The organism is Pseudoalteromonas sp. Angola-4, assembly GCF_028599265.1.
Taxonomy (GTDB): Bacteria; Pseudomonadota; Gammaproteobacteria; order Enterobacterales; family Alteromonadaceae; genus Pseudoalteromonas; species Pseudoalteromonas atlantica.
Genome location: NZ_JAQREK010000003.1, coordinates 249773 through 275238, shown reverse-complemented (window position 1 = coordinate 275238; position 25466 = coordinate 249773). Strand labels below are relative to the sequence as shown.

Genomic DNA, 25466 nt, shown 5'->3' with positions numbered 1-25466 from the left:
TGCGAATAACAAAGGTTAAGGAAGTAGTAAATAAATGCATGTATTAATGGTTGCCGCAGAAAACGATGCTTTACCAAACGCTAAAGTGGGCGGGGTAGCAGATGTAGTCAGAGATGCCCCAAAAGCACTAGCAGCACAAGGCGTGAGCGTAGATGTTGTTATTCCTGATTATGGGTTTGAGCAACTGCAACGTGAATATATAGGTGATGTCACTGTTATATTTAGAGCGCAGCCACAGGTATTATCTTTATTTAAAATAAGTGATGACAACACACACATTAATCAATTTGTTATTTCGCACCCACTGTTTAGCCAATCGGGTTCGGTGTATTGCAATGACGAACCCGGGCGACCTTTTGCTACTGATGCAACAAAATATGCATTATTTAGTGCCGCTCTATGTGAAGCGCTGCTACAGGGTTTAATAACACGCCCTCAAGCACTGCATTTACACGATTGGCATAGCGCGTGTGTCGCCGTATTATTAAAATTTGATAAACGCTACGATACCCTCGCTAATTTACATATTGCCTATACAGTTCATAATTTAGCACTGCAAGGGATCAGGCCTTTTAAACACGACGACTCGAGTTTAGAGGCTTGGTTTCCGTCGTTAGGTTATAACGGGCAACATTTGTGCGACCCTCGTTACCCACACTGTTTTAACCCTATGCGCAGTGCTATAAATTTGGCAGATAAAGTTCATTTAGTCTCACCTACTTACAGTACCGAGGTACTAAAGCCGAGTAATTATCAGCAAGGTTTTTTTGGTGGAGAAGGCTTAGAGCTTGATTTACAAAATCAATCGGCTCAAGGCAAGGTGGTGGGAATATTAAATGGCTGTGAATACCCTGAGCAACACCCTAAGCAAGTTACTTTATCGCTCTTGTATGAGCGTATTGAACATACTTTATTTAATTGGATGGCAAAACATGAGCAGCTTGAAACGAGCTACTATGTGGCGCATCAGCGCATGCTGCAGTTTAAAAACACGCCAATAGATGGGCCCCTTGTGACAAGTGTTGGCAGGCTGACCGAGCAAAAGGTGTTATTACTTTGCCAACAATACGGTAATGCATTAGCGCTTGATAAAGTGTGTGAAATAATTAACCGTTTTAATGGTCGTCTTATTATTTTAGGCTCTGGTGACAAAGCCCTTGAAAGCATTTTCACCAAGGCCATGGCACGCAATGCAAACTTATTGTTTTTAAAAGGTTATGGGCAAGGTATTGGCGATAGCCTATATGAGCTTGGGGATTTATTTTTAATGCCAAGCTCCTTTGAACCTTGCGGAATTAGTCAAATGCTTGCTATGCGCGCAGGGCAACCTTGTTTAGTACACAGTGTTGGCGGTTTAAAAGACACCGTAAGCCACAACAACAATGGCTTTGCATTTTCTGGCGGCTCGTTGAATGAACAAGTTGATGGGTTAATGACATGCTTAACTGAAACCCTTACGCTAAAACAGCAAAATCCTAAGCAATGGAGTGACATTACAGCTAATGCTAAAGGAGCACGTTTTTCGTGGGAAACGGTCGCTGCTGATTATATTTCAAGCATGTATTGCTAAATCATTAAAATTAAACGCAGCAGAAGTGACATTTATACCTATTTACGCTATTAATTACTTAGTTTGAGTATAAAAATAAGAAGTAGGTAATGTGTCTGTATTTGTTGCAAGGCAAGCAATATTCAATCGTAAGCAAAATGTAGTTGCTTACGAGCTTTTATTTCGTAATAGTGCTGAAAACTTTTTTCCCGATATAGAAGAAGGTCAAGCAACTGCTCGCCTAATAATGGAAAACCAGCTTAATTTAGGCACACGCCACATCACCTCCGGTAAAACGGCACTGATAAATATAGGCCCTGACTCTTTAAAGCACAATTTATGTGACTTTTTACCCTGTAAAGATGTGGTCATTGAGCTATTAGAAACCATTGAACCCACCGACGATAACTATCAGCTTTGCAGAGAGCTTTTTCATAAAAACTATAAACTCGCATTAGATGACTTTGTTTATAACGAGCAATGGGAGCGATTTTTAAAGTTTATCAAGCTAGTAAAGTTTGATATTGCGCAAACGCCTTTATCAGATATTGCCGAGATTGTAGAAAAACTGAAACAGCATAAAAAAATAAAAATACTAGCAGAAAAAATTGAAACCCAAGCCGATTATCACCAAGCACATAAAATGGGGTTTGATTACTTTCAAGGCTATTTTTTTGCCAAGCCCACAATGCACGAACAGCAAGACATTGATTATAATTATGCGTTAGTTGTGGCTATTTACGCGCAAGTAATGAAGCCAAGCCCAGATATAAAGCAAATTAGTGCGTTATTTGAAGCCGATGCGGCCTTGGCTTATAAGCTTATGCGGCTAATTAACAGCGGTGTTTTTCCTATTCAGAATAAAATATCATCTATTAAACAGGCGTTAGTGTATTTAGGGCATGAGCGTTTAAAAAAGTTTGTTAGTTTAATTGTTACCGCGCACACCGCGGGTAAAAAGCCAGCAGAGCTAATGCAAGTGTGTGTAGTTAGAGCACGCTTTTGTGAGCTAATAGCAAAGCAAGTGTCTAAATCGTTGGCGGGTGAGGCGTTTTTAACCGGCTTGTTTTCGTTACTAGATGCCATACTCGATCAACCTATGAGTTTATTAGTCGAAAAATTACCTTTTCCTGATGATATTAAAGCGGCATTATTAAACGAAAAAAACACCCTATATTATATTTTAAATGTAGTACAAGCGTACGAAACAGGTAGCTGGTGGACATTAGAAAAAGCCGTTATATTACTTAATGTTAAAAGTGATGTGCTGCCAGGGTTATATAATCAAGCCGTAGATTGGGCAGATAATTATAAAAATAATAGTTAAAGGACAGTAACCGCTCATTATGCGAAATTATAATATGGACTTTATTCGCGGCATTGCCGTGCTTTGCTTAGTGTATATGAATGGCTATGCGTTTGGCTTAATAGATTATAGCTATATTCCTTTATCTACCCCGCCTTTTAGCGACACCCTTATCCATGCTGTGAGTATTTTTTTTGTTGATGGCCGATTTAGAACGCTGTTTAGCTTACTGTTTGGGGCAGGGCTTTATATTCAGTGGCAAAAAGTTAAATCAACAGCACCTTTAAAAGCGCGATTGCATTGGCTTATCATTTTTGGTTTGGTACATGGTTTTTTACTTTGGGCTGGCGACATTTTATTTTTATACGGTGTATCTGGCTGGTTTGTTCTAAAATATTTGCAAAGTAATAACCAACTGCTTGTAAAAAGGGCAGGGGAGTTTCTTTTAATTGGTTGTGTAGCCACGGGGTTGGTGCTCTTTAGTGCACCAGATGAGGTCGTTTATCGTGACTCAGCGCAGTATATCGATTTATATAGCCCGTATTACAGCGATTACTTTTTGAGTAATCTAGGTATGAATGTATTAATGCTGGTAGCTGTTCCTATCATGATCATGTGGCTGTGCGTAGGGCTAATGCTGATTGGCATATATTTATATAAAAATGAGGTCTTTAGTAAAGGTTTAACTAAGCCGCACCTTATTGTTTGTATAGCTGGTGCCTTTATTTTTTCAGGCATGAGGCTTTATGCGTCAAAGTTCACAGGGGGAGCGGGGTTCGCTATACAAGAGTTTATAAATACCTTTGCCGCATTGTTCATGGCTGTATTTTATATTCATCTCATCGTTAAATTTTGTAATAACCGTGCTCATGTGGGCCAGCTTATTCAGCAAGCTGGGCGCTTAGCTTTTACCTTATATATATGCCAAACACTGATGCAGCTGTTGCTTTATAAAGTGTTGTATCCGCAGTGGGTATTAAGTTTTAACCGAATAGACTATTGGATAGTCGCGACTGGCCTGGTTAGCGTGCAGCTATTGTTTACAGCTTTATATTGTCGCTATTATGAGCAAGGGCCGCTGGAATATGTTTGGCGCAGGCTAACTCAAGCAAAAATTGCAAAAATTAATGCGTAAAGGTTTAAATTAGGGGCGAAAAATAATGGCGTGTGGTTTACACTAGTCGCCTTTAAAATTAGGACCATTAAGTACCATGACCGAATTAAAACGTTTAAATAAATTTATTAGTGAAACAGGTTTTTGTTCACGCCGTGAAGCCGATAAATATATTGAGCAAGGTCGTGTAACGGTTAATGGTAATACGCCTGAAATGGGCGTAAAAGTGGCTGATACCGATACTGTTTTAGTAGATGGAAAACCGCTGCGCGAAAAACCAAAACGCGTGTACATTGCGTATAATAAGCCAGTGGGTATCACCTGTACCACCGAGAGTAAAATTCAAAGTAATATTGTCAAAGCCGTTAATTATCCCACCCGTATATTTCCTATCGGCCGTTTAGATAGACCTTCAGAAGGATTGATTTTTTTAACTAACGAAGGCGATATCGTTAATAAAATTTTGCGAGCGGGTAATAACCACGAAAAAGAATACGTGGTGACAGTTGATAAACCACTCAATCGCCAATTTGTGAACAAAATGGCCAACGGTATTCCTATTTTAGATACCGTTACAAAAAAATGTAAAGTGACACAAACAGCTCCGCAAGAATTCAAAATTGTGCTTACGCAGGGTTTAAACCGCCAAATTCGTCGTATGTGTGAATACCTAGGTTATGAAGTTGTGACCCTTAAACGTACCCGCATTATGAATGTAACGTTAAAGGGCTTAAAAGTAGGTCAGTGGCGACATTTAACCGACGTAGAAATGGCGCAAATTAATGACTCCATTGCCGATTCGGGTAAAACGCAAGAGCATTCGGTTGATACCAATAAGCAAAATGCCAATAACAAAGGCGAGCCTAAAAAGCGTGATTTTCAGGGTGAAAACCCACGCGCCTTTAATAATGAGCGAGGCACTCGCACTCAAAGAAGTAATACCCCTTTTCAAAAGCGCTCAACCACCTATGTAGGTAAAGGGGGCGCTAGCAAAAATACGCAAGGCGATAGCAAAAGCGCAAACAACAAAAAGCCAGCAAACGGTAAAGCGCGTTCATCTGGCACATTAAGTTTAAAAAAATAGCGTGCGCACTTACCATTGTATTTGATGCACAACGTAACCAAGTGGGCTTTTAACGCCCACGATGTTTATTTTTTCATTTTTTAGCCGCTTTAATGCTGGTTTATCTAAATACCATCTAAAAGAGCGCTTTCTGTAAGTATTTAAATCTAACACAACCAGCTTAGCGCAGCTGTATTCGTAATCAGTCGGGCACGCCTCTACAGCCAGTAGCTGGTACTCTTGCTGCCAGCTATTGTCGCTATAATAATACGTCCATAACTTTACTGAAATACAAAAACTAGCCCACAGCCATAAATAAACTAAAACCGGTATAAACAAAATACCCAGCCAGCCCCTAAGCTTCCCATCATCCTCTAAGTAGTCTTTAAAATTTGATTTAAATGTTATGCATGCGTTGTACTTTTTGTATCCGTACATCCCCCCTGCAATACTAATTATTACTGACAAAACAGGAAGCAGCTTATGTGTTAAAAAATCATAAGCGGTATTGGCAATAAAGGGGGGATCGAGATTTTCATCCCAAGCAATAAAAAATAGGGGTGGGAATAGTAAACTAGCGGTAATTATTATTCTAAAAAGTTGTTTTGCTGTCATTTGAGGGGTTATTTATAAAACACAACGCCAATATAAAGTAAAAAAAGCTCTAAATAAACGGCTAATGTAGATACGCTGTTTTTAGAGCGCAGTCGTTTAATTAAATCGTAAGTACCGTCAAACATGCCTGTTATTACCAGTGCAATACCGCCCGTGAAACGGTAGTTGTTTAAATCTACATTGCCATTTTCGTCGGTAATAAAGCTAAAATAGCCAAAGAGAATACAAATACAACCTAGTTTATTATGTCCATCTTTAACCTCGGTTTAAATAATAAAAAACGCAGCTACTGTGAGGTAAGCTGCGTTTTAAACGTGCTGTAAGGCTTTTAAATTACTTTCTAGGCTCGTAGTCTATTCTAAATACAACAGTATAAAGCACAGGTACTACGATAAGCGTAAGTATGGTTGCAAAACCTAAACCAAACATAATAGTTACCGCCATTGACTGGAAGAACACGTCAAACAACAGCGGGATCATACCTAAAATGGTGGTAATAGCCGCCATGGCTACAGGGCGTACACGGCTAACGCCAGATTCAAACACAGCTTGATAAGGCGATTTACCATCGCGAAGCTCAAGATTTATTTGATCGACCAACACTATGCCGTTTTTAATCAGCATCCCGCTTAAACTTAGTAATCCAAGTAGTGCCATAAAGCTAAATGGCGCATTCATTATTAACATGCCCGCACTCACACCAATAATGGCAAGTGGCACTGTAGCCCAAATAACTAAAGGTTGTTTAAGTGAATTGAACAGCAGTACGGTTACCGCAAACATCGCTAAATAACCCAGCGGTAATGAACCAAATATAGCGGCTTGCGCATCCGATGACGACTCATACTCGCCGCCCCATTCTAATTTGTAGCCACGCGGTAGCTCTATTGCCTCTACGGGCCCGCGCACGCGTGCAAATAACTTAGCGGCAGTTTCATCGCCTAATACGTTGTGATCGGCCATTACCGTTATTGTGCGCTTTCGGTCGCGGCGCATAATTAGGCTGTCTTCCCATTCAACTACAAATTCGTCAACCACTTGCGTTACTGGCACAAATACACCCAATACAGGGCTGTATATTTGTAAATCGTGGACGCTTTCTACATTTAGGCGCTCATTTGCCGGTGAGCGAGCAATAATTGGCAGTAGTTGCGTACCATCACGATATACACCCACTTGCTTGCCAGAAAGGCTAGTAAGCAGTACATCATCAAGGTCTGACTTACTAATACCTAAACGGCGCGCTTTTTGTTCGTTAAATTGAGGGCGAATCATTTTAGTGCGTGCGCGCCAATCATCACGAATATTATAAGCGCCGTCGTCCTGTGCGATCACTTCTTCAGCCTGGGCGGCTAATCGTCTCAATATTACCGGATCGGGGCCTGTAAAGCGTGCTTCAATTTTAGCATCGGTTGAGGGGCCAATTTCCATAGGCTTAATTTTAAGCTCAGCTGAAAGCGGTGTATTTTGCGAGTATTCACGCACTTTTTTCATTACTACAGCCACCGCCTCGCGGTTTTTTACTCTAATAATGAGCTGCCCGTATGACGAGTACGACTTTTGCGGTGCATAAGTAAGCATAAAGCGTGGAGCACCTTGGCCTGTAGTACTGGTTATTTCTTCAACTAGCTCTTCTTTTTGAAGGTAGTTTTCAAGCTTTTTAATTCCCTCTAGCGTTGCTCTTATGTCGGAGCCTTGTTGCTGCCAGTAATCTACATAAAACATAGGCGTGTTAGAGGCTGGGAAAAACGATTGTTTAACCGCACCAAAACCAACCACAGCCGAGCAAAGGAGCACGACCATAAGCACAAGCGTGGTTTTACGATAATGCATAGACACATCTAAAAGTGCTTTATAGCCGGTAAAAATAAAGCCTTGGTATGGGTCGTCATTTTCCTCTTCGCCCTCAGCATTTTTAGCTTTTTTAAATTCATCTTGTTTAAACATTAAATTTGCAAAAAATGGCGTAAGCGTAATGGCGGTGATCCAGCTTAGTAAAAGCGATATAAACAATACCCAAAATAAGCTACCCGCAAATTCACCGGTCGCATCAGAGCTTAAGCCAATAGGGGCAAACGCAGTAATACCAATAACTGTAGCGCCTAGTAGCGGCCATTTAGTTTGTTCTACAATATTAACCGCAGCTTTTAACTTAGTTTGGCCACGCTTTAAATTTATTAATATGCCTTCGGTTACTACTATGGCGTTATCTACCAGCATACCAAGTGCAATAATAAGCGCACCCAGAGAAATACGTTGCAGGTCTATGGCGAACAACTTCATAAATATAAAGGTGCCTAAAACGGTGAGTAATAAAATACCGCCAATTAAAATACCACTTTTTAACCCCATAAATATAAGCAGTACCACGATTACAATGGCAATCGCCTCTACTAGGCTGACAATAAAGCCATCTACCGATTTTTCTACTTCTTTAGGTTGGTTATACACCGATTCTACATGTATGCCATGTGGGCGCTGGTATTCAAGCTCTGCTAAGTGCTCGTCAATACGTTTACCTACATCTACTACATTCACGCTATTCATAAACGAGACACCAATTAAAAGCGCTTGTTCTGAGTTGTAGCGAATAACATTGCTGGGTACTTCTGCGTATTCTCTAAATACTTTGGCTACATCACCTAAGTAAATAAGCTCGCTAGCACCGGGTTTTGATATAAGTAGGGTTTCGAGCTCTTTAACATCTTTAAATTCGCCGGTTGGGTGAAAGCGTATAGACTCATCGCCCACTCTAATTTTACCTGCGTTAGAGACTGTATTTTGCGATTGCAGTAAACCAAAAATATGGCTTGGGGCAATACCGAGCTGCGCTAATTTACGGGTAGACACTTCAACCATTACTTGAGGCTGTTGCTCACCAGCAATGGTCACTTTACTCACACCTTTAACCAGTACGAGTTCACGCTTTAAGTAATCGGTGTAATCTTTAAGTTCATCATAAGAGTAGCCATCGCCGGTAACCGCATACATAACGCCGTATACATCACCAAAGTCATCTAAAATGGTGCTTGGGTAAACGCCACTTGGGAGTGAAGGCGCTAAGTCGTTAATTTTGCGGCGCATTTCATCCCAAATTTGGCGCAGCTGCTCTTTTCGGTAGGTGCTTTTCATTTCTACCGATATTTGCGACTTACCATTTGAGGAAATAGAGGTCACATAATCTACGTAGGGGAGTTGCTGAATTGCATTTTCGATAGGAAAGGTGACTTCTTCCTCTACTTGTTGTGGCGATGCACCCGGATACATAGTAATAACCATGGCGGTTTTAAGCGTAAACTCTGGGTCTTCTAGTTGGCCTAAATCAAAGTACGACACACTCCCGCCAATTAACAGCAGTAGTGCAAACATCCAGCTAATTACTTTTTTCTCTATGGAGAGTTGCGCAAAGCTCATAATTATAAGCCTCGCTCTTTATTCCATGGACGTACTTTCATGCCTTCATCTAATGAGTGCACGCCAGCGGAGACGACAATTTGGCCTTCTTTAATACCGCTTAGCACTTCAATTCCGTCACGGTGTACTTGGCCCACTTTAACGGCTTGTTTATTAACAACACCGGTTTCTGGGTTATATATCCACACATAGGCGTTATCCGACACGCTTTCTTTAGCTTCAGAAAAAACCGACTCTACCGGTAAAATAGTATAAGCCACTTGCGAGCTGGTTACTTTTGATAAATCGATAAATACACGGCCCGTCATCCCTGCAAGTAGGTTAAAGTCTTTAGGTACTGGCAGCGAAAAAACAACTTTGTAGGTGAGCGTAGTAGGATCGGCCTGCGTATCCCACTCTTTTAAATCAAGGGTGTACTCTTTATTATCATAACCGTCAAACACAACGGTAGGGTGGTAGTCGCTGCCTTTTTTAATGCGCGCTATTATTTTTTCAGGAACTTGGATTTCTACATCCATTAAATCGCGGGTTTCTAGGCGTAAAATGTTTTGCTTGGCTTGAATGTTTTCAAAGTTTTTAACAAATACTTTGGCTACAGTCCCTGCAAATGGGGCGCGCAGTTCGCTGTATTCTAGGTTGGTTTCGGCAATTTTAAAGGCAGACTCTGCCACTTGCATATTGGCTAATGCTTCATCGTACTCTGATTGACTCGCGATTCTTTTTTCAAGTAATTGTTCAATGCGGCTAAGTTGTGATTTAGCAAGCTCATAACGGGCTTTTCTATCATCGTATTGTAATTGAAAGTCTTCTGGGTCAAGCTTTGCTAAAAGTTGTCCTTTTTCAACTTCTTCACCTGCCAATACCGGAAACTCTACCAGTTCACCATTGACTCTAAATGCTAAGTACGAGCCTTGGTTAGCAACCACTTCAGCAGGAAAACTGCGCACATTTGTTTGCGAATCATGTCCTATATTGAATAACTTTACAGGCCTAATGGGCTCTTCTTTTACTTGCTTTTCTGGCTCTGAGCAGGCCATTAAGGTAAGTAAAGTCGTAGTAAGTATACATAGACGAAAGAGTTTCATGTCTTCTCCGTGGCAATGATAGGCAAAATAATTAAGTGCAGGATACGCCGCAACCATATAAAATAAAATTCATTAAATTTTAGAAACATAATAAGTTTTATTTATGATCATGTTGAGCGCAGTATGAAGCTGAATCAATTACAAATTTTAGATGCCATTGTACAAAGTGCAAGTTTAAGTGGCGCGGCGCTTAAATTACATAAAACTCAGCCTGCGCTTACCTTAGCAATTAAAAACTTAGAGGCAAAAATTGGCTTTGAACTACTCGATAGAAGTAAGTACCGATTACAGTTAACTGAAAAAGGGCGTGTTTTTCATCGCGAAGCACAACAATTATTGCATGCAAATGATGAGCTAGCGCAGCTTGCTAAAGAGCTTGCACTGGGTAACGAGCCACAATATCGAATTTGCTACGAGCAAATTTGTCAAAAAGACAGTTATAACGAGATCATAAGTAATACTTTTAGACTATTTAAGCGTACAGAGTTTAATTTAACCAGTGGCAAACGCTTTGTCTCTTTAGAGCAAGTAAATAGTGGGCAAGTGGAGTTAGGCATAGGCCCTTGGTTTGACTTATTTCATGCAACAGGGCACTTAGAGAGCCTACCAATTGGTAAATTAAATATTGGAATTATTGCATCTACTAATACGTTTCCTAAGTACATGACCTTTAACGAGCTACAAAATTACCCGTGTTTGGCCATGTTTGAAAGTGACTTAAGCATAGACAGCGACAAGCTTTCTTACTCAAAAGGCTCTGCCTTAATGAAGATTGACGATGTAACCAATTTAAAGTCGTTTTTGCTTGCTGGTGCCGGCTGGGCAATGATGAACATAGACTATTGCGCCCCTGAAATAGAAGCCGGGCTGTTACAGCAAATACAGATAAACGACAGAGAAGATGAGTTTGGTATAGAAGTACGTGCATTTAGGCGTGATGCAATACACCATGGCCCTGTTGCGCGCTCTATTTGGGAGCAATTTAAAGTACTCAGTGAGGCGTACGTTAATGACCGATAATATTGATAAAGAAACCCTCATCTACACCATTATTGCAAATATACCTGCAGGTTTTGTAGCAAGTTACGGGCAAGTAGCAACGCTTGCCGGTTATCCGCAAAATTCACGCTTGGTAGGGCGCTTATTAAAGCAAATGCCAGATGATTCTGTTATACCGTGGCACAGAGTAGTAAACAGCCAAGGTAAAATATCATTTCCTACAGGCAGTGATAAATACCAAGAGCAGCGCCAAAAGCTATTATTAGAAGGGGTTAGCTTTAAAAACGACAAAGTAAATATGCGCGAGTGTAGATGGCAGTAGTGAACGTATTATCGTAAAAGAGCTTTTAAAGGCTGCTTTATTACAAGTGTGCGGCTTACTTTTTTTTAACTAGCGTAAATCTACAACAAATAGGGTTTTTCAGCTTGTAGTTTTACCTTTACCACAACCTACTTATTTAGCTTTGTGAATGAAAAACTTACAATGAAAAGCGATATATTTTCTATTTTTTACACAATAACAATATATACGGCAAAGTAAAAACACCTCTACACCTACCTATTAGCTAAAATGGCATTAAATCAATTAAGCGTCGAGATTTGGCATAACACTTGAACTACTTATTAGTTGTAAATAGATATTGAGCATACCAAATGCTCGCTCAAGGGCGCGTTTAAAAATGGTATCTCATTTACATTAAGGTGAAAACGTAAGTAATCCTCAAGCCATCTTAAAAGTGACTGATAAATTATTTGAAAAATACGTTTTTTCACATCGCTAGTGATAAATGAAGAAGCTGATGAAGTGTAAATATTTAGTTTTAAGCATGAGGGTTATTAAAACCAAATATTAAGGACTAACAAACTATGACTGACCCAACTTTATTGATTTTGATGTATTTTGTGATCCCTGTGTGGCTTGCTGCTGGCATTGCTGATTGGTTTTGTCATCGACGTAGTAATATTTCTACAACCAGCGGTGCTAAAGAGTCATTTATTCATTTATTAATGTTTGCCGAAGTGGGCATTCCGTTAATCCTCGTTTTAATATTTGAAGTTAATAGTTTGATTATTGCCATTTGTATTGTGTTGTTTTTTCTGCATGAGCTTACAGCAATGTGGGATGTAACTTATGCAGTAAGTAAGCGAAGGGTAGGGCCGGTAGAGCAACATATACACAGTTTTTTAGAAATGATACCCCTGTTAGCTTTGGTATTAATTATTGCGCGCCATTGGGAGCAATTTACCGCTTTATTTACTCCAGGCGGCTTTCCTCCTGACTTTACGCTGCAATTAAAAGCCTCTCCTTTACCAATAACTTACTTGGCAACGGTGCTATTTATAGCACTTGCGCTAGAATTTACGCCTTATTTAGAAGAGTTCATTCGCGGTATACGTGCTAAAAAAGATAACACTTAATCGGCTTAAGTTATTTATGCAGTTAATTTATGCGTGTCTAACTCGGCGCACTCTTGCTCACACTGAGCTAAATAGTGCTGTATGAGCACAGGTTTTAGTACCAAGCTAAGATGCTGTCTAATGTATTGTTAACCAGAGCCTCACTAATACTTAGTGGGGCTTATTTAGGTATAATTGAAAAAGGCTAGGTAAAAATAGCGGCGTATATACGCCGCTATTATTTTATAAAATCAATAAGCTGAAATTAACTAATATGAGTGAACCAGCATGATTAAGGTAGATGCTGCCCACCTGTAACACCCATTATTTCAGCGGTAATGTAACTTGACTCTTGCGATGCTAAGTATACATAGGTGGGTGCTAGTTCAGCAGGCTGACCTGGTCTACCTAATGGTACGTTATCACCAAATTCAGGTAGTTTTTTAGCCGGTTGGCCACCACTTTGTTGAAGCGGGGTCCAAATTGGCCCAGGAGCAACCCCATTAACCCGAATGCCTTTATCAATCACCATTTTTGCTAAACTTTTAGTAAAGCTTGTAATTGCGCCCTTAGTCGATGCGTAATCAAGAAGCCCAGCAGAGGGTTGATAACATTGGATAGAGGTTGTATTAATAATACTAGCGCCCGGTGGCATATGTTTTACCGCCGCTTTTGTTATCCAAAACATAGCAAATACATTTGTTGCATATGTTTGGCAAAATTGCTCGGTAGATAAATCGTCTAACTCTGCAACAAACTGTTGCTTACCCGCATTATTCACTAATATGTCGATTGAGCCTAAGTTTTCAACGCTTTGCGCCACAAGGTCGTTACAAAAACTCTCATCAGAGATATCGCCTGCAATTCCCCATGCTTTGTTACCACTGGCTTTTAATATATCGAGTGTTTCTTTCGCATCGGCTTCTTCGCTGGCTAAGTAATTAATAACCACATCGGCACCTTCTCTGGCAAATGCAATGGCAACCGCTCTGCCAATGCCCGAGTCGCCCCCGGTGATCAACGCCTTGCGACCCTTTAATCTGTCGCTACCTACATAGGTATCTTCGCCGTGATCTGCTTTAGGTTTTAAAATTTCATCTAGGCCAGGGTCTGGTTGATCACTGTCTTTTTCGGTCCGACCCATTTGATATTGGCTTCTAGGGTCTTGCATCGTAAATTGGTTAGTTGGCATATCAACGTCTCCTTTAACGTAAAGTTTAAGTTGGATTAACTGCATGTAATCACAAAGAGCCTAATGGCATATAACGCAGCAATGCGAGTTACCTACCTCTTTGCTTGGCGGGAATAGACGTAAAAGTGAGTGTGGTTGAAAAATATTGAGTATAAGTAGCAACTTACTAATCTAGCACTTGCCTCACTTATAGAGTCAGCTTGTAATGCGCCCACTTTGTATCTCCTTTAACGTATTTGCTCGGCCAAGGTTTTACTGACCATTTATATTGAAGGAGCAATAGATATGCCATAGCGTTACATTCAAAATATGATGCTATGTCACTTATTTTAATGCATTTATTTTAAATTAGGAAAAGAGTAAGTGAATAAAATGGGTAAAAAATGGATAAGAGTACCGAAAATGTTACACGCTGTTTATCGAGCTAGTTAACTAGGCGAGTAAGGTAAAGTGATAGGCTTATAGTCAAAGCGGTAAATTACAGCGTTTTTAATTAAGGCCCAGGTGATATCACCTGGGCTAAAACGCGCTTTTATGTAGAAGGGTAGCCAAATTAATGCGGTTTATGTACGTAGCGTAAAATTACTAATTACATGCATTAATACACGTAATTAGTAATTGAAATGTAGTGGCACACACACCCAGCTATTACAAAGAGGTGCCAAATTGCGTGGCTAAATTGAGTGCTTTTAGCGCTATAAAATAATGTTCCTAAGCTATAAAAAATGCCACCGGCCAGTAACCAGTACAGTGCTTTTACATCAATATTTAAATAAAGTGGGTATACAATCGCAAGGGCAAACCAGCCCATAAGTAAGTAGGTAGCCAGCGAGACTTTTTTATTACCATTTTTAACCAGCACTTTATAAGCAACGCCACCAAGCGCGACTGCCCAAATAAAACTCAGTGTCCCCCAAGACCACAATCCATTTAGAGATAGCAATAAAAATGGGGTGTACGTACCCGCTATTAATACGTAAATAGCGCAGTGATCGCACTTTTTATAAAAAGCGCGTAATTTGGGCTGTACACTGGCGTGATAAAGTGTGGATGATAAAAACAATACAAATAAACTAGCCCCATATACAGCGGTGCTAATATAAGCTTTTACGCTGGTGGCTTGTTTAAATAAATCCCACATTACAAACACAGCAAAAAATATTCCCAGTGCATGGCTTAATACATTGAGTTTTTCTTCTTTGCGAGAATAGGGTGCACCTATAGTCATACTAGTCCTACCACTTATTAATTAAACTTGAGTGTACAGGTGTACGCTCAATGTTTCAATGTCAGCATTGTTACTGTAAATTAGTCACCGTACTTTTATTGATTTTAAAGGGAATTAATCGGGTATAGTGTGGTCGTATAGTCTCAATTAATTAAGGCACGTTTATCATGAAAAAAGAGCTCAAAGCCGTTTTACTTACTGCCATTGTGTATCCTGGGGCAGGGCATTTTTCGCTTAAAAGGCATTTAATAGGCTGTATTTTTGCAGGTGTATTTACGCTACTTTTGTTTATGACATTAGGTGATATTTTGGCTATAGCGCAATGTAGCGCAAATGAAATTTTAGCAGGTAAAATTCCGATGACGGCTTCAGGCATTTTACAAGCCGCCCGTAATCCATCAGGTGAATGTGCTCAGCTTGGGGAATATAAATATCTTCCTTTAATGGTGGTCATTTGGTTACTAAGTATGGTTGATGCTTATCGGTTAGGTAAAAAAGTTAAACCCGATACACAAAATAAAAAGTAATGGTAGTCGTTGTTTTAAACTGCAAATAGTGAACTAAAAATATTTACTAATAGTTAGTCAAAAAATTAAAAAGGTTAGTTAAATTAACCAAGCCTGAATGCTGCGTTGCTATATGTATTTTGATATAGTCTTTAAATATCAATGATTTAATTTTTATTTTTCTGTTGGCACAACCCTTGATTATGTTATTGCGTCTAAACAATATACACAACAAGGAATACCATTATGAAACATTCAATTAAAATCGCTATGGCAAGTTTATTAGTATTAGGTTCTTCGCAAGTACATGCGAGTGAAGTGGACCTAGATGTAACTGATATTATAACGCAAAACGTAACAAGCTATATTAATCAAGCAACGGCAGAGCTTGAGCAATCAATTTCGCAGAGCCTTAGTTTTGATGCCCAGGCAGTACTTGAGCAATTTGTAAATCAAGCGCAAGAACAAGCTGACGTTACCACGCAGTCTACAATGCCGGTAACTACGCAAATTAAAGCTAAATAAGTGTAAAAGGATAAGACGATGAGTAACGAATTAGGATTATTTGCACTTATGTTGGCGCCTGTTGTAAGCATGATTAGTGTTTACTATATGGTTCAAGTAATAAAAAGTATGGGAAGTTGGATCAACTTTTAATTTATAGGTAAATAATTCGATTTGAGTAAGCTGATCGACTTAGTAAAAGCGCACGTAAATAAAGGCAGTGTAATTTAAAGAAGTAGACTTTATGAAACGTGCGATTTTCCCATTACCAATATTTGTGTTACCAGAAGGCTATACGCGTTTACGTATATTTGAGCCTAGGTATTTAAACATGGTAAAAACCGCACTACAAAATAATGTCGGTTTTGTACTGTGCACCTACCAGCACGACACGCCATTTAATATTAGCGCTCAGGGCTGTTTGGTCGATATTATCGACTTTGATCAAGACCCTAGCAATATGCTACTTATTGATGTGTACGCTGCTAAAAGCGTACAAATAAATGACGTATACCAAGATGAAAGTGAATTGCGCCATGGCTTATTAAGCGATTGCAATACGCCGTATTGGTACAATGACTCACACAGTGAAATTTCGGCTGATAATCAACGCTTGTCTGATTCTTTGCAGGACATATTTTTAAACAATAAAGAGCTTTCTAGTTTATATAGGCAAACCAAGTTTGATAATTTAGCCTGGGTAGCTGCGCGCTGGCTTGAACTGTTACCTATATCTATCGATAAAAAACAGCAACTTGCGTTCGAAAGTAACTTTGCTAACTTACTAAACTTCCTCCATACTGTGATTAACAATGAATTTGCCTAAAATAATGTGATCTGCGTTTAATTGCTTGGCGTATAGATATATACAAAAGCATACACGGGATTAATTATTATGGTAAGTCAACAACCCTCACCACGTTGTGAACCTAATACAGGTAAATATACTGCCATGCCAGAAACGCCAAGTGCAGAGCTTATGCAAGCTCTGCTTGATGTAGCTACTTCGCGAGACAAAAGAGCGTTTGCTTACTTATTTGAATACTTTTCGCCAAAAATCAAACGCTTTGGAATTAAGCAATTTGGCTCTGAGGCACAAGCTATGGAGCTTGTACAAGAAACATTAACCTCAGTGTGGCGTAAAGCGCATTTGTATCACAGCGATAAAGGGGCTGCGACGACTTGGGTATATACCGTAATGCGTAATGCCTCATTTGATATGCTTCGTAAAATGAAAAGTAATAAAGAAGAAAATATAAGCGAAGATATTTGGCCACTTATTAACGAATCTCAAGATACAACACTTGAATTTAGCGACCACTTGGAAGATCAACAAGTTAAACGTTACCTAGACAAACTACCAACCGCACAGCGAGAGGTCGTCCGAGGCGTTTATTTCCAAGATATGTCGCAAGAGCAACTTGCTCAACAATTAAATATTCCTGTAGGCACGGTAAAATCACGATTGCGTTTAGCCTTGCAAAAATTACGTAATGAAATGGGAGATCAGCATGATTAAACATCACCCTAGTGAATCTTTACTAGCACAATATTGTTCAGCGCAGTTACCTGCATCGTTAAGCGTTGCGGTATCTATACACGTTGATATGTGCCCAGTTTGCCAAGCAAAAGTGGCAAAACTTGAAGCCGCTAATGCAAAGGATGTATTTAGCGAGCCGCCATACGCCCCTGATACATTAAATTTAAATAATGATTTACAAGCGCCAGATTTTGACGCTGACCTGCTAGATTTGATAACCGCCGATGCTAGCATTGATGAAGTTTACGAAGTTGAGCCGGTAACCGTACAAGTTAATGAGCATAACTACGAATTACCACGCGCCTTAACACGTATTTCGCATGGGCGTTTTACGCAAGTGGGTAAGCTTGCTCGCTCTCGCGTTGCTATTGATGATGGCCCATTGCGCTCAAGCCTTTTACATATTGGCGCAGGGGGCGAAATCCCCGAGCATACTCATACTGGTTTTGAAGTAACATTGCTACTTGATGGTGAATTTAGTGATGAAGAGGGCAGTTACGTGCCAGGAGACTTTATTTGGCAAGATGGCTCTCATCAGCACACCCCACTTACAAAAGATGGCTGTTTATGCTTTACAGTAGTCAGTAGTGCGCTACATTTTAATAAAGGGCTCAGTAAGTTACTTAATCCTATAGGTAACTTGATTTATTAAGAGAATTTATGCAAACAGACACAATAAAAATAGGTATTAGCGCCTGCTTAGCAGGCGAAAAAGTACGTTTTGATACAGGCCATAAAAAGTCTAACTTTTGTATGGATGAACTTGGAAAACATGTAGAGTACACGCGTTTTTGCCCAGAGGTAGCCGTAGGGTTACCTATTCCTAGGCCAACCATACGCCAAGTACGCGTAGGCGATACAATAAAAGTATGTCGCCCAGATGGCACTGGCGATGTTGGGCCTAAGCTAACTGAATACGGTAAAAAAGTAGCCACAGAGCAAGCTAAAAACCTAAGTGGTTTTGTTTTTTGTGCGAAAAGCCCAAGCTGCGGTATGGAAAGAATTAAAATTTATAACGAAGCGGGCACCGGCAATACCTCAGAAGGCGTTGGTTTTTTTGCTGAGCAAATAATGAAGCACAATCCATTACTGCCATGTGAAGAAAACGGCCGCTTAAACGACATGCATTTACGCGAAAACTTTGTAATGCGCGTGTACGCTTACAAACAGTGGCAGTTATTAGCTTCTGAGCCGCTCACAGTGCATAAGCTTACCCAGTTTCATTCACAATATAAGTACTTATTAATGGCTCATAATTATCAAGCTTACCGCGACTTAGGTAATTTACTTGGTACTTATAATGGTGATGATATTAACGCTTTAGCAGATGAGTACATTCTTGGGTTAATGAACGGCCTTAAAAAGCCTGCATCACGCAGGAATAACTGCAACACGTTAATGCACTTGCAGGGCTACTTTAAAAAAGACTTATCTAAGGTTGAAAAGCAAGAGCTACGCGATGCCATCGACGAATACCGTCAAGGTTTAGTGCCTTTGTACGTACCGCTTACTTTGTTAAAACACCATCTGAAAGTACACCCTAATGAATACCTAGAAAAGCAGGTGTTTTTTAATCCTTACCCTAATGAACTAAAATTACGTTACGGCATATAATGAATACACTTTTTTGGTTTAGGCGCGATTTGCGCCTTTTTTCTAACGAAGCGCTTATTGAAGCGCTAAATAATGGCGCTAAACAGGCCATTTTTTTTATCTGCGAAAAGCAATGGCAACGACACAACGCCGCTCCCATTCAAATAGATTTACTAAAAAGACGCCTCAATTATATACGCGAGCAGCTAGCGCAGTACGCAATAGAGCTGCATATTATTGATGCCCCTTACTTTGACGATTGTGAAAGTGCGCTTTTATCATTTTGTGATAAACATAAGGTAGAACATATAATTGCCAATAAAGAGTATGAGTTAAATGAAGTAAATCGTGATGCGCAAATACTTGCAAAGTGTGATGATAAAAATATTACGTTTACCCTCTATGAGGGAGATGTAATAGCGCCTGTAGGCAGTGTTAAAAACCAAAGTAACGAAATGTACAAAGTGTTTACGCCATTTAAAAAACAGTGGCTTAAACAACACCAAGATACTCACTTTAGCTTATTACCGTGGCCTTTAAAAAAACAGCCGATAAATAACAACGCACAGGCAATTAAAAGTGATGGCAGCTCAGAAAAATGGCCAGTTGATGATGAAAGCTTAGCAACCATTGTTGATAATTTTATTTGCGACAAATTAAGTAGCTACGACGATCATCGTGATATACCCAGCATTAAAGGCACATCGGGTTTAAGCCCTTATCTAGCTCTGGGTATTATAAGCCCTAAGCAGTTACTGGTTAATATTCAAAACCGCTACCCAGATATTTTAACAACATCTAAAAGTAAAACTTTTACTTGGGTAAACGAGCTTATTTGGCGCGAATTTTATCGTCATTTAATTGCGCAATTTCCTAAGCTTTCTCGTGGTGATAACTTTAACGAAAAGTACAATGGCGTTAAATGGCGTAAAAACGAGGCTGAGTTTAAAGCCTGGTGCGAGGGGAAAACAGGTTACCCACTCGTTGATGCAGCGATGAGACAGTTAGTTCAAACCGGCTGGATGCATAACCGTTTAAGAATGGTGGTCGCCAGCTTTTTGACCAAACATTTATTAATTGATTGGCGTGAAGGCGAGCAGTTTTTTATGCAGCACCTTATTGATGGCGATTTAGCCTCTAATAATGGCGGTTGGCAGTGGGCTGCAAGCACTGGCTGTGACGCGCAGCCTTATTTTCGCGTATTTAATCCTATCACTCAAAGTGAGCGCTTTGATCCTAATGGTAAATTTATACGTAAATATTTACCAGAGCTTGAAAAAGTGTCAGATAAACATATTCATTTTCCTCATGCATATTTAGCGTCAATAGGGGCTGATAAGCAATGTTACTGGCCGGCAATCGTAGATCATAAAGCAGCTCGCGAGCGTGCAATAGCTGCATTTAAGGGGTGATATGGAAACAGCATTACCGGTAGCAAAATTTGTAGAAATATATCAACAACTCGATAAATCAAACTTGCATTTGCTTAATGATATTTACAGCGAGCAAATTAAATTTAAAGACCCAATGCACGAAATACACGGGCTAAGCGAGCTTACCCGATATTTTTCTAATCTATATAGTAATGTTAAGCATTGTCAGTTTGATATTAGCGACACCTACGAGCGTGATGACAAAGCATTTTTGTATTGGACTATGCATTACGCCCACCCAAAACTGGCTTCTGGCAAAACTATATCGGTAGAAGGGCACAGTAAGCTGGTTTTTAAAGAAGGTAAAATTATTAACCACCGCGACTATTTTAATGTCGGTGAAATGCTATACAAGCATATTCCCATTTTGGGTGGCGTTATAAATTACATAGATAAACGAGCAGGGTAGCGATGAATATTTTAATTACAGGTGCAACCTCAGGTATTGGCGAGCAGCTTGCAATAAAGTACGCTCAGCAAGGCAACACGGTAATCGCTTGCGGTAGAAACCTTGAAAAGTTAGCTGAGCTTGAAAAACACACCAATATTAAAGCGTGTCAGTTTGATGCCACAGACCTCAAAGACATAAAGCAAGCAACCCTTGGGTTTAGTGCTTTTGATAAGGTTATTCTTAACGCTGGTAACTGTGAGTATGTAGATGATGCCCGTAACTTTGACAGCGCTTTGTTTGAGCGAGTTATTTCAGTAAACCTGCTGGCAATGGGCTACTGCCTAGAGGCACTATTACCAAAAATTAGTGCTGGCGGACAACTTGTACTTGTTAGCTCAAGCGTTACGTATTTACCTCTGCCACGCTCTGAGGCTTATGGCGCATCTAAAGCCGGGGTAAGCTATTTAGCGAAAAGCTTAGCAATCGACTTAAACGATGTTGATGTTACGTTAGTGCACCCTGGTTTTGTTAAAACCCCCCTTACTGATAAAAACGATTTTCCAATGCCTATGGCTGTTACTGCAACAGAGGCCGCCGATTATATGATTAAGGGGATCAATAAACGCCGTAAAGAAGTTCATTTTCCTTATCGGTTTACGCTTATTTTAAAAGCATTACGTATTTTACCGTTACCACTTTGGTTACGTTTAGCAAAAGGATTAGCCCGTTGAAAAAAATAGCAATAATAGGTTCTGGCGTATCGGGTTTAACCTGTGCTCATTTACTGCATAAGCATTACGATATTACTGTATTTGAAAAAAACGATTACATTGGTGGTCATACCGCGACAGTAGAGATATCTGATGCTGGGGTTAAACGCGCAATAGACACGGGCTTTATCGTATTTAATGACCGCACTTACCCGTACTTTGAAAAACTACTCGCGCGCATTGGCGTAGACAGACAAGAAACACAAATGAGCTTTAGTGTTCATAATCAAGCAAGTGGTTTTGAATACAACGGACACACCTTTACCAGCTTATTTGCTCAAAAAAGAAATATATTTAGGCCTAAGTTTTGGCGCTTGTTAAGCGATATAGTTAAGTTTAATAAATTATGTAAAGCAATGCACAGCGAGCAAAACTACCCTAAAGATCAAACGCTGGGTCAGTTATTAGATACGCACGGCTTTAATGACTTTTTTAAATACCATTACATTTTACCTATGGGGGCGGCAATTTGGTCAACCAGCATCAAAGAGATGCAAAATGTAGGGGTTGAGTTTTTTGTAAACTTTTTTTACAACCATGGCTTACTTGATGTTACAAACAGGCCGCAGTGGTATGTAATCCCTGGTGGGTCTAAGCAATACATTAAGCCGCTTATTAAAGGTTTTGCAGAGCGGATAAAACTAAATACCGACATTGAGACGGTTACGCGTGTAGATAATAAAGTAATTATTACCCTTGAAAATGGCGAACAAGCTGAATTTGATAAAGTGGTATTTGCGTGTCACTCAGATCAAGCCCTTGCATTACTTGGTGATGCTACTGAGCAAGAACAGGCTGTATTAGGTGCAATTCCTTATACCGAAAATTCGGTAGTATTGCATACAGATACCAGTTTACTGCCAGATAGAAAAGCCGCCTGGGCTAGCTGGAATTACTTACTAAACGAAAACACCGACAAAGCAGCGGTTGTTACATACCAAATGAATATACTGCAAGGTATTGACTCAGATACACAATTTTGTGTAACCCTTAATCACTTAGAAGGGATTAACAAAGCAAATATATTACGTGAGTTTACTTATCATCACCCTGTTTTTAACGAATCATCCATTGCCGCACAAAAACTCAAGCACACTGTTGATGGCCAAAATAATAGCTATTTTTGTGGTGCTTATTGGTATAACGGTTTTCATGAAGATGGTGTTCGCAGTGGGGTAGATGTGGCTAAGCAATTAGGTGTTGAATTTGAATAGCGCTGTATACTTAGGCGATGTAAGGCACAGGCGCTTTGCGGTAAAAAACCATCAGTTTAAATACCCGCTTTATATGATGTGGGTAGATTTAAAAAATCCGTTATTGCTTAATAACATTCACCCTATGTTAGGTACTTTTGGGTTTAAAGCACTGCGTTTTAATCAAGCCGATTATTTAAACACACTGCCAAACTCAGAGCCATTAAGTATTATTGAACGTGCACAGTGCCAAATAGAAAAACTAGGCGTTAAAGAGACGTTTTCGCATATTTATATGCTTGGCCAACTTAGGTGTATGGGCATTTATTTCAGCCCTGTAAATTTTTACTTTTACGGTAATAGCACCGATAACTTTAAATATATGGTGGCTGAGGTAAGCAATACGCCGTGGAATGAGCGCCATTATTATTTGGTGCCCTTACAAAAAAAAGTGAACTTTAAGAAGGCTTTCTCCGTATCACCCTTTATGAATTTAGATATGGACTACCATTGGCAGGTACAACATACAGCCGATAACACATTAATTCATATAGAAAATAAACGTGGGGATGAGTTGTTATTCGACGCGTCTTTACGATTAAAGCGAAGTCAGTTAACGAAGCAAGAAGTTAATAAATTATTAAAAAAATTTCCTGCGATGACTTTGTCTATTTTCAAAGGTATTTATGTGCAAGCACTTAAGTTGTTTATTAAAAGGGTTCCTTTTTTAGGTCATTCAGGAAAACCTTAGTATAGTTAAACAGGCTTAGTTGCGGGTAGCGATACAATTATAAAGGGTTTAAGATGGAAAAAGTCTCGAGTATAAACTGCCAAGAGCAAACAGGTTGGTTTACAAACTTATATAAAAAGCTAGTCACCAAAGCCTTTGCAAGTATTGAAACAGGCCAAATAGTGTTAGTTGAGAACAGTCGCTCAACAGTATTTGGTCAACAACATTCAGACTTAAAAACCACTATTACCGTTAACGACACTGCCATGTATAAAGCATTTGCGCTATCTGGCAGTGTGGGTGCAGGTGAGTCTTACGTTCTTGGGCAATGGTCGTGTGATAACTTGACCAAACTCATCGAAATTTTTGCCATTAACCAAAAACAACTAGATGCTTTTGAAAAAAAATTCTCGTTTTTTAGTGGCTTAGCCCACCGTTTTAACCATCTTAAAAACAGCAACTCAGAATCTGGGTCGAAAAAGAATATCGTTGCACATTACGATTTAGGTAACGATTTATACGAGTCATTTTTAAGCGAGGAAATGCTCTACTCCTGCGCTGTTTATCCATCAAAAGACGCCTCTCTTGAGGATGCTCAACAAAACAAGCTTAAACAAATTTGTGAGCAGGTAGAGATAAACGAAGGCGATTCAGTTATTGAAATTGGCACAGGCTGGGGGGCGTTTGCGATTTACGCAGCCACACATTACAACTGCCATGTGACCACAACAACGATTTCTGATGAGCAATACGCCTATGTTGAAAACAAGGTTAAACAGTTAGGACTTGAAAATAATATAACTTTGCTCAAGCTTGATTACCGTTTATTAGAAGGGCAATACGACAAGCTTGTATCAATAGAGATGATAGAAGCAGTAGGGCATGAATACCTACCAAGCTTTTTTAAGCAATGTAATAGCTTGCTTAAAGAAGACGGTGCAATGCTTATCCAAGCGATCACTATTGGCGATCAACGTTATCAACATTATTTAAAAAACTCTGACTTTATTCAGCAGTATATTTTCCCCGGTGGTTGTTTGCCTTCAATTAATGAGATGAGCGAGCAAATTAAGAACAATACCGATATGGTTATTCATACTGTAAGCGACATAGGCGCGCATTATGCTAGAACACTAGCCGATTGGCGCACACGCTTTATTGATAACTGGCACACCCTAGACAGTGACAAGTTTGATGAGCGTTTTTACAGATTATGGTTATTTTACTTTGCTTATTGCGAAGGCGCTTTTAGAACGCGAGCAACCAGTACCGTTCATTTAACGGCGCGTAAACCACGTTTTACTAGTCAAAATGACGAAGTTGCCCTTAATTATTAATTTTGTGCTTTTTCAAACAGTGTGGTTTTTATCACTGTTTTTAGAAGCTCAATCTGTTTTATACACCTCTGGTATTGTTGTGCTTATGTTTGTTTTATCAAAGCAGCATAAGCTCGACGCGTTGCTTTTAGTCAAAGCTTTACCAATTGCGCTGTTATGTGAATACCTTGCTGTGCAGCTAAACCTTTTGGAATTTAAAGTATCCCCTTTTCCGCTTTGGTTAGCCTTGCTATGGGCAGCATTATTGCTTTGCTTAAACACATCAATGGCGTTTATTACTAACCTAAAACTTTGGCAAGCCTATTTAGTGTGCTTAGCCTTTGCGCCAATTAGTTATTATTCAGGCGCTCAATTTGGCGTGCTTAGTATTTATTCACCTGTGTGGATGTTTTGGCTTCTGTACGGCGCACTGTGGGCTGCTGCCTTTACATTAATTCTTATTATTAACCAAAAAATTAAAGCGATTATAAATTTTAGCAAGCAATAACAGGAGCTTGTATGAATAT

At 39.6% G+C, this 25466-nt stretch carries 25 protein-coding genes; 20 read left to right on the top strand and 5 right to left on the bottom strand.

Annotated elements, in window-relative coordinates; genetic code table 11:
• Positions 1 to 34: 34 nt before the first annotated feature.
• The 4 genes from PSH48_RS05970 (at position 35) to rluF (ending at position 5053) form a co-directional block, all read left to right on the top strand.
• Complete coding sequence (locus PSH48_RS05970) at positions 35 to 1570, top strand: glycogen synthase (RefSeq protein ID WP_273611115.1); 1536 nt, start codon at positions 35 to 37, stop codon at positions 1568 to 1570.
• Between the two features lie 91 nt (positions 1571 to 1661).
• Complete coding sequence (locus PSH48_RS05965; protein WP_273611114.1) at positions 1662 to 2876, top strand: EAL and HDOD domain-containing protein; 1215 nt, start codon at positions 1662 to 1664, stop codon at positions 2874 to 2876.
• Between the two features lie 34 nt (positions 2877 to 2910).
• A complete protein-coding gene (locus PSH48_RS05960; protein ID WP_273611192.1) occupies positions 2911 to 3990 on the top strand; it encodes a DUF418 domain-containing protein in 1080 nt (359 codons plus the stop codon).
• Positions 3991 to 4066: 76 nt separating this feature from the next.
• Positions 4067 to 5053 (top strand): 23S rRNA pseudouridine(2604) synthase RluF, encoded by a 987-nt coding sequence (gene rluF, locus PSH48_RS05955; RefSeq protein WP_273611113.1) that lies wholly within the window; start codon positions 4067 to 4069, stop codon positions 5051 to 5053.
• A 9-nt stretch (positions 5054 to 5062) separates the two neighbouring features.
• On the opposite strand, the gene PSH48_RS05950 is transcribed toward rluF, so the two are convergent.
• From PSH48_RS05950 to PSH48_RS05940, 3 genes are all read right to left on the bottom strand, one after another.
• On the bottom strand, positions 5063 to 5647 hold the full coding sequence (locus PSH48_RS05950; protein WP_273611112.1) for a hypothetical protein: 585 nt from the start codon (positions 5645 to 5647) through the stop codon (positions 5063 to 5065).
• 333 nt (positions 5648 to 5980) lie between these two features.
• Positions 5981 to 9061, bottom strand: coding sequence for an efflux RND transporter permease subunit (locus PSH48_RS05945; protein WP_273611111.1), 3081 nt, complete (start codon positions 9059 to 9061; stop codon positions 5981 to 5983).
• A 2-nt stretch (positions 9062 to 9063) separates the two neighbouring features.
• Positions 9064 to 10146 (bottom strand): efflux RND transporter periplasmic adaptor subunit, encoded by a 1083-nt coding sequence (locus PSH48_RS05940; protein ID WP_024031767.1) that lies wholly within the window; start codon positions 10144 to 10146, stop codon positions 9064 to 9066.
• 123 nt (positions 10147 to 10269) lie between these two features.
• Between PSH48_RS05940 and PSH48_RS05935 the strand changes: the two genes are divergently transcribed.
• The 3 genes from PSH48_RS05935 to PSH48_RS05925 all read left to right on the top strand — a co-directional run bounded on the left by PSH48_RS05935 (position 10270) and on the right by PSH48_RS05925 (position 12564).
• Positions 10270 to 11166 (top strand): LysR family transcriptional regulator, encoded by an 897-nt coding sequence (locus PSH48_RS05935; RefSeq protein WP_138577231.1) that lies wholly within the window; start codon positions 10270 to 10272, stop codon positions 11164 to 11166.
• Positions 11156 to 11467 carry an MGMT family protein gene (locus PSH48_RS05930; protein ID WP_273611110.1) on the top strand — a complete coding sequence of 104 codons (312 nt, stop codon included), beginning with the start codon at positions 11156 to 11158 and terminating at the stop codon, positions 11465 to 11467. Before PSH48_RS05935 ends, PSH48_RS05930 begins: the two co-directional genes overlap by 11 nt.
• 545 nt (positions 11468 to 12012) lie before the next feature.
• Complete coding sequence (locus PSH48_RS05925) at positions 12013 to 12564, top strand: diguanylate cyclase (protein ID WP_264389886.1); 552 nt, start codon at positions 12013 to 12015, stop codon at positions 12562 to 12564.
• A 271-nt stretch (positions 12565 to 12835) separates the two neighbouring features.
• Here the strand turns inward: PSH48_RS05925 and PSH48_RS05920 are convergent, their stop codons facing one another.
• Together PSH48_RS05920 and trhA are read right to left on the bottom strand one after the other, a co-directional pair.
• Positions 12836 to 13735 (bottom strand): SDR family oxidoreductase, encoded by a 900-nt coding sequence (locus PSH48_RS05920; RefSeq protein WP_138577225.1) that lies wholly within the window; start codon positions 13733 to 13735, stop codon positions 12836 to 12838.
• 598 nt (positions 13736 to 14333) lie between these two features.
• A complete protein-coding gene (gene trhA / locus PSH48_RS05915) occupies positions 14334 to 14963 on the bottom strand; it encodes a PAQR family membrane homeostasis protein TrhA (protein ID WP_055254106.1) in 630 nt (209 codons plus the stop codon).
• Positions 14964 to 15130: 167 nt separating this feature from the next.
• On the opposite strand from trhA, the gene PSH48_RS05910 reads away from it, so the two are divergent.
• From PSH48_RS05910 to PSH48_RS05850, 13 genes are all read left to right on the top strand, one after another.
• Complete coding sequence (locus tag PSH48_RS05910; RefSeq protein WP_273611109.1) at positions 15131 to 15490, top strand: hypothetical protein; 360 nt, start codon at positions 15131 to 15133, stop codon at positions 15488 to 15490.
• 225 nt (positions 15491 to 15715) lie between these two features.
• The gene (locus PSH48_RS05905; protein WP_054981918.1) at positions 15716 to 15994 is read left to right on the top strand and encodes a hypothetical protein; all 279 of its coding nucleotides are present in this window, start codon (positions 15716 to 15718) and stop codon (positions 15992 to 15994) included.
• Positions 15995 to 16217: 223 nt separating this feature from the next.
• Positions 16218 to 16799, top strand: a complete 582-nt coding sequence (locus PSH48_RS05900) for an LON peptidase substrate-binding domain-containing protein (RefSeq protein ID WP_004586417.1) — start codon at positions 16218 to 16220, stop codon at positions 16797 to 16799.
• Between the two features lie 69 nt (positions 16800 to 16868).
• The gene (locus tag PSH48_RS05895) at positions 16869 to 17492 is read left to right on the top strand and encodes a sigma-70 family RNA polymerase sigma factor (protein ID WP_273611108.1); all 624 of its coding nucleotides are present in this window, start codon (positions 16869 to 16871) and stop codon (positions 17490 to 17492) included.
• Entirely contained in the window at positions 17485 to 18165 is a 681-nt protein-coding gene (locus PSH48_RS05890; protein ID WP_273611107.1) for a ChrR family anti-sigma-E factor, read from the top strand. The genes PSH48_RS05895 and PSH48_RS05890 overlap by 8 nt, the downstream gene beginning before the upstream one ends.
• Before the next feature lie 8 nt (positions 18166 to 18173).
• On the top strand, positions 18174 to 19127 hold the full coding sequence (locus PSH48_RS05885; protein ID WP_055254114.1) for a YbgA family protein: 954 nt from the start codon (positions 18174 to 18176) through the stop codon (positions 19125 to 19127).
• Positions 19127 to 20518 carry a deoxyribodipyrimidine photo-lyase gene (gene phrB, locus PSH48_RS05880; protein ID WP_273611106.1) on the top strand — a complete coding sequence of 464 codons (1392 nt, stop codon included), beginning with the start codon at positions 19127 to 19129 and terminating at the stop codon, positions 20516 to 20518. The genes PSH48_RS05885 and phrB overlap by 1 nt, the downstream gene beginning before the upstream one ends.
• 1 nt (position 20519) lies before the next feature.
• On the top strand, positions 20520 to 20948 hold the full coding sequence (locus PSH48_RS05875) for a nuclear transport factor 2 family protein (RefSeq protein WP_024031753.1): 429 nt from the start codon (positions 20520 to 20522) through the stop codon (positions 20946 to 20948).
• A 2-nt stretch (positions 20949 to 20950) separates the two neighbouring features.
• The gene (locus PSH48_RS05870) at positions 20951 to 21661 is read left to right on the top strand and encodes an SDR family NAD(P)-dependent oxidoreductase (protein WP_004586411.1); all 711 of its coding nucleotides are present in this window, start codon (positions 20951 to 20953) and stop codon (positions 21659 to 21661) included.
• Positions 21658 to 22914 carry an NAD(P)/FAD-dependent oxidoreductase gene (locus tag PSH48_RS05865; protein WP_273611105.1) on the top strand — a complete coding sequence of 419 codons (1257 nt, stop codon included), beginning with the start codon at positions 21658 to 21660 and terminating at the stop codon, positions 22912 to 22914. The genes PSH48_RS05870 and PSH48_RS05865 overlap by 4 nt, the downstream gene beginning before the upstream one ends.
• On the top strand, positions 22907 to 23644 hold the full coding sequence (locus PSH48_RS05860; RefSeq protein WP_054981923.1) for a DUF1365 domain-containing protein: 738 nt from the start codon (positions 22907 to 22909) through the stop codon (positions 23642 to 23644). The genes PSH48_RS05865 and PSH48_RS05860 overlap by 8 nt, the downstream gene beginning before the upstream one ends.
• Before the next feature lie 53 nt (positions 23645 to 23697).
• Entirely contained in the window at positions 23698 to 24960 is a 1263-nt protein-coding gene (locus PSH48_RS05855; RefSeq protein WP_138611300.1) for an SAM-dependent methyltransferase, read from the top strand.
• Positions 24935 to 25447, top strand: a complete 513-nt coding sequence (locus tag PSH48_RS05850; RefSeq protein ID WP_029774497.1) for a DUF2878 domain-containing protein — start codon at positions 24935 to 24937, stop codon at positions 25445 to 25447. The genes PSH48_RS05855 and PSH48_RS05850 overlap by 26 nt, the downstream gene beginning before the upstream one ends.
• The last annotated feature ends 19 nt before the right edge of the window (positions 25448 to 25466 follow it).

Excerpts from the sequence above, each read along its gene's own strand:
- PSH48_RS05875 (WP_024031753.1), top strand. The coding sequence starts at position 20,520 with ATGGAAACAGCATTACCGGTAGCAAAATTTGTAGAAATATATCAACAA.
- PSH48_RS05950 (WP_273611112.1), bottom strand. The coding sequence starts at position 5,647 with ATGACAGCAAAACAACTTTTTAGAATAATAATTACCGCTAGTTTACTA.
- PSH48_RS05885 (WP_055254114.1), top strand. The coding sequence starts at position 18,174 with ATGCAAACAGACACAATAAAAATAGGTATTAGCGCCTGCTTAGCAGGC.
- PSH48_RS05850 (WP_029774497.1), top strand. The coding sequence starts at position 24,935 with ATGACGAAGTTGCCCTTAATTATTAATTTTGTGCTTTTTCAAACAGTG.
- PSH48_RS05910 (WP_273611109.1), top strand. The coding sequence starts at position 15,131 with ATGAAAAAAGAGCTCAAAGCCGTTTTACTTACTGCCATTGTGTATCCT.
- PSH48_RS05940 (WP_024031767.1), bottom strand. The coding sequence starts at position 10,146 with ATGAAACTCTTTCGTCTATGTATACTTACTACGACTTTACTTACCTTA.
- PSH48_RS05855 (WP_138611300.1), top strand. The coding sequence starts at position 23,698 with ATGGAAAAAGTCTCGAGTATAAACTGCCAAGAGCAAACAGGTTGGTTT.
- PSH48_RS05920 (WP_138577225.1), bottom strand. The coding sequence starts at position 13,735 with ATGCCAACTAACCAATTTACGATGCAAGACCCTAGAAGCCAATATCAA.
- PSH48_RS05895 (WP_273611108.1), top strand. The coding sequence starts at position 16,869 with ATGGTAAGTCAACAACCCTCACCACGTTGTGAACCTAATACAGGTAAA.
- PSH48_RS05925 (WP_264389886.1), top strand. The coding sequence starts at position 12,013 with ATGACTGACCCAACTTTATTGATTTTGATGTATTTTGTGATCCCTGTG.
- PSH48_RS05935 (WP_138577231.1), top strand. The coding sequence starts at position 10,270 with ATGAAGCTGAATCAATTACAAATTTTAGATGCCATTGTACAAAGTGCA.
- phrB (WP_273611106.1), top strand. The coding sequence starts at position 19,127 with ATGAATACACTTTTTTGGTTTAGGCGCGATTTGCGCCTTTTTTCTAAC.
- PSH48_RS05890 (WP_273611107.1), top strand. The coding sequence starts at position 17,485 with ATGATTAAACATCACCCTAGTGAATCTTTACTAGCACAATATTGTTCA.
- rluF (WP_273611113.1), top strand. The coding sequence starts at position 4,067 with ATGACCGAATTAAAACGTTTAAATAAATTTATTAGTGAAACAGGTTTT.
- PSH48_RS05960 (WP_273611192.1), top strand. The coding sequence starts at position 2,911 with ATGGACTTTATTCGCGGCATTGCCGTGCTTTGCTTAGTGTATATGAAT.
- PSH48_RS05945 (WP_273611111.1), bottom strand. The coding sequence starts at position 9,061 with ATGAGCTTTGCGCAACTCTCCATAGAGAAAAAAGTAATTAGCTGGATG.
- PSH48_RS05970 (WP_273611115.1), top strand. The coding sequence starts at position 35 with ATGCATGTATTAATGGTTGCCGCAGAAAACGATGCTTTACCAAACGCT.
- PSH48_RS05900 (WP_004586417.1), top strand. The coding sequence starts at position 16,218 with ATGAAACGTGCGATTTTCCCATTACCAATATTTGTGTTACCAGAAGGC.
- PSH48_RS05930 (WP_273611110.1), top strand. The coding sequence starts at position 11,156 with ATGACCGATAATATTGATAAAGAAACCCTCATCTACACCATTATTGCA.
- PSH48_RS05870 (WP_004586411.1), top strand. The coding sequence starts at position 20,951 with ATGAATATTTTAATTACAGGTGCAACCTCAGGTATTGGCGAGCAGCTT.
- PSH48_RS05905 (WP_054981918.1), top strand. The coding sequence starts at position 15,716 with ATGAAACATTCAATTAAAATCGCTATGGCAAGTTTATTAGTATTAGGT.
- trhA (WP_055254106.1), bottom strand. The coding sequence starts at position 14,963 with ATGACTATAGGTGCACCCTATTCTCGCAAAGAAGAAAAACTCAATGTA.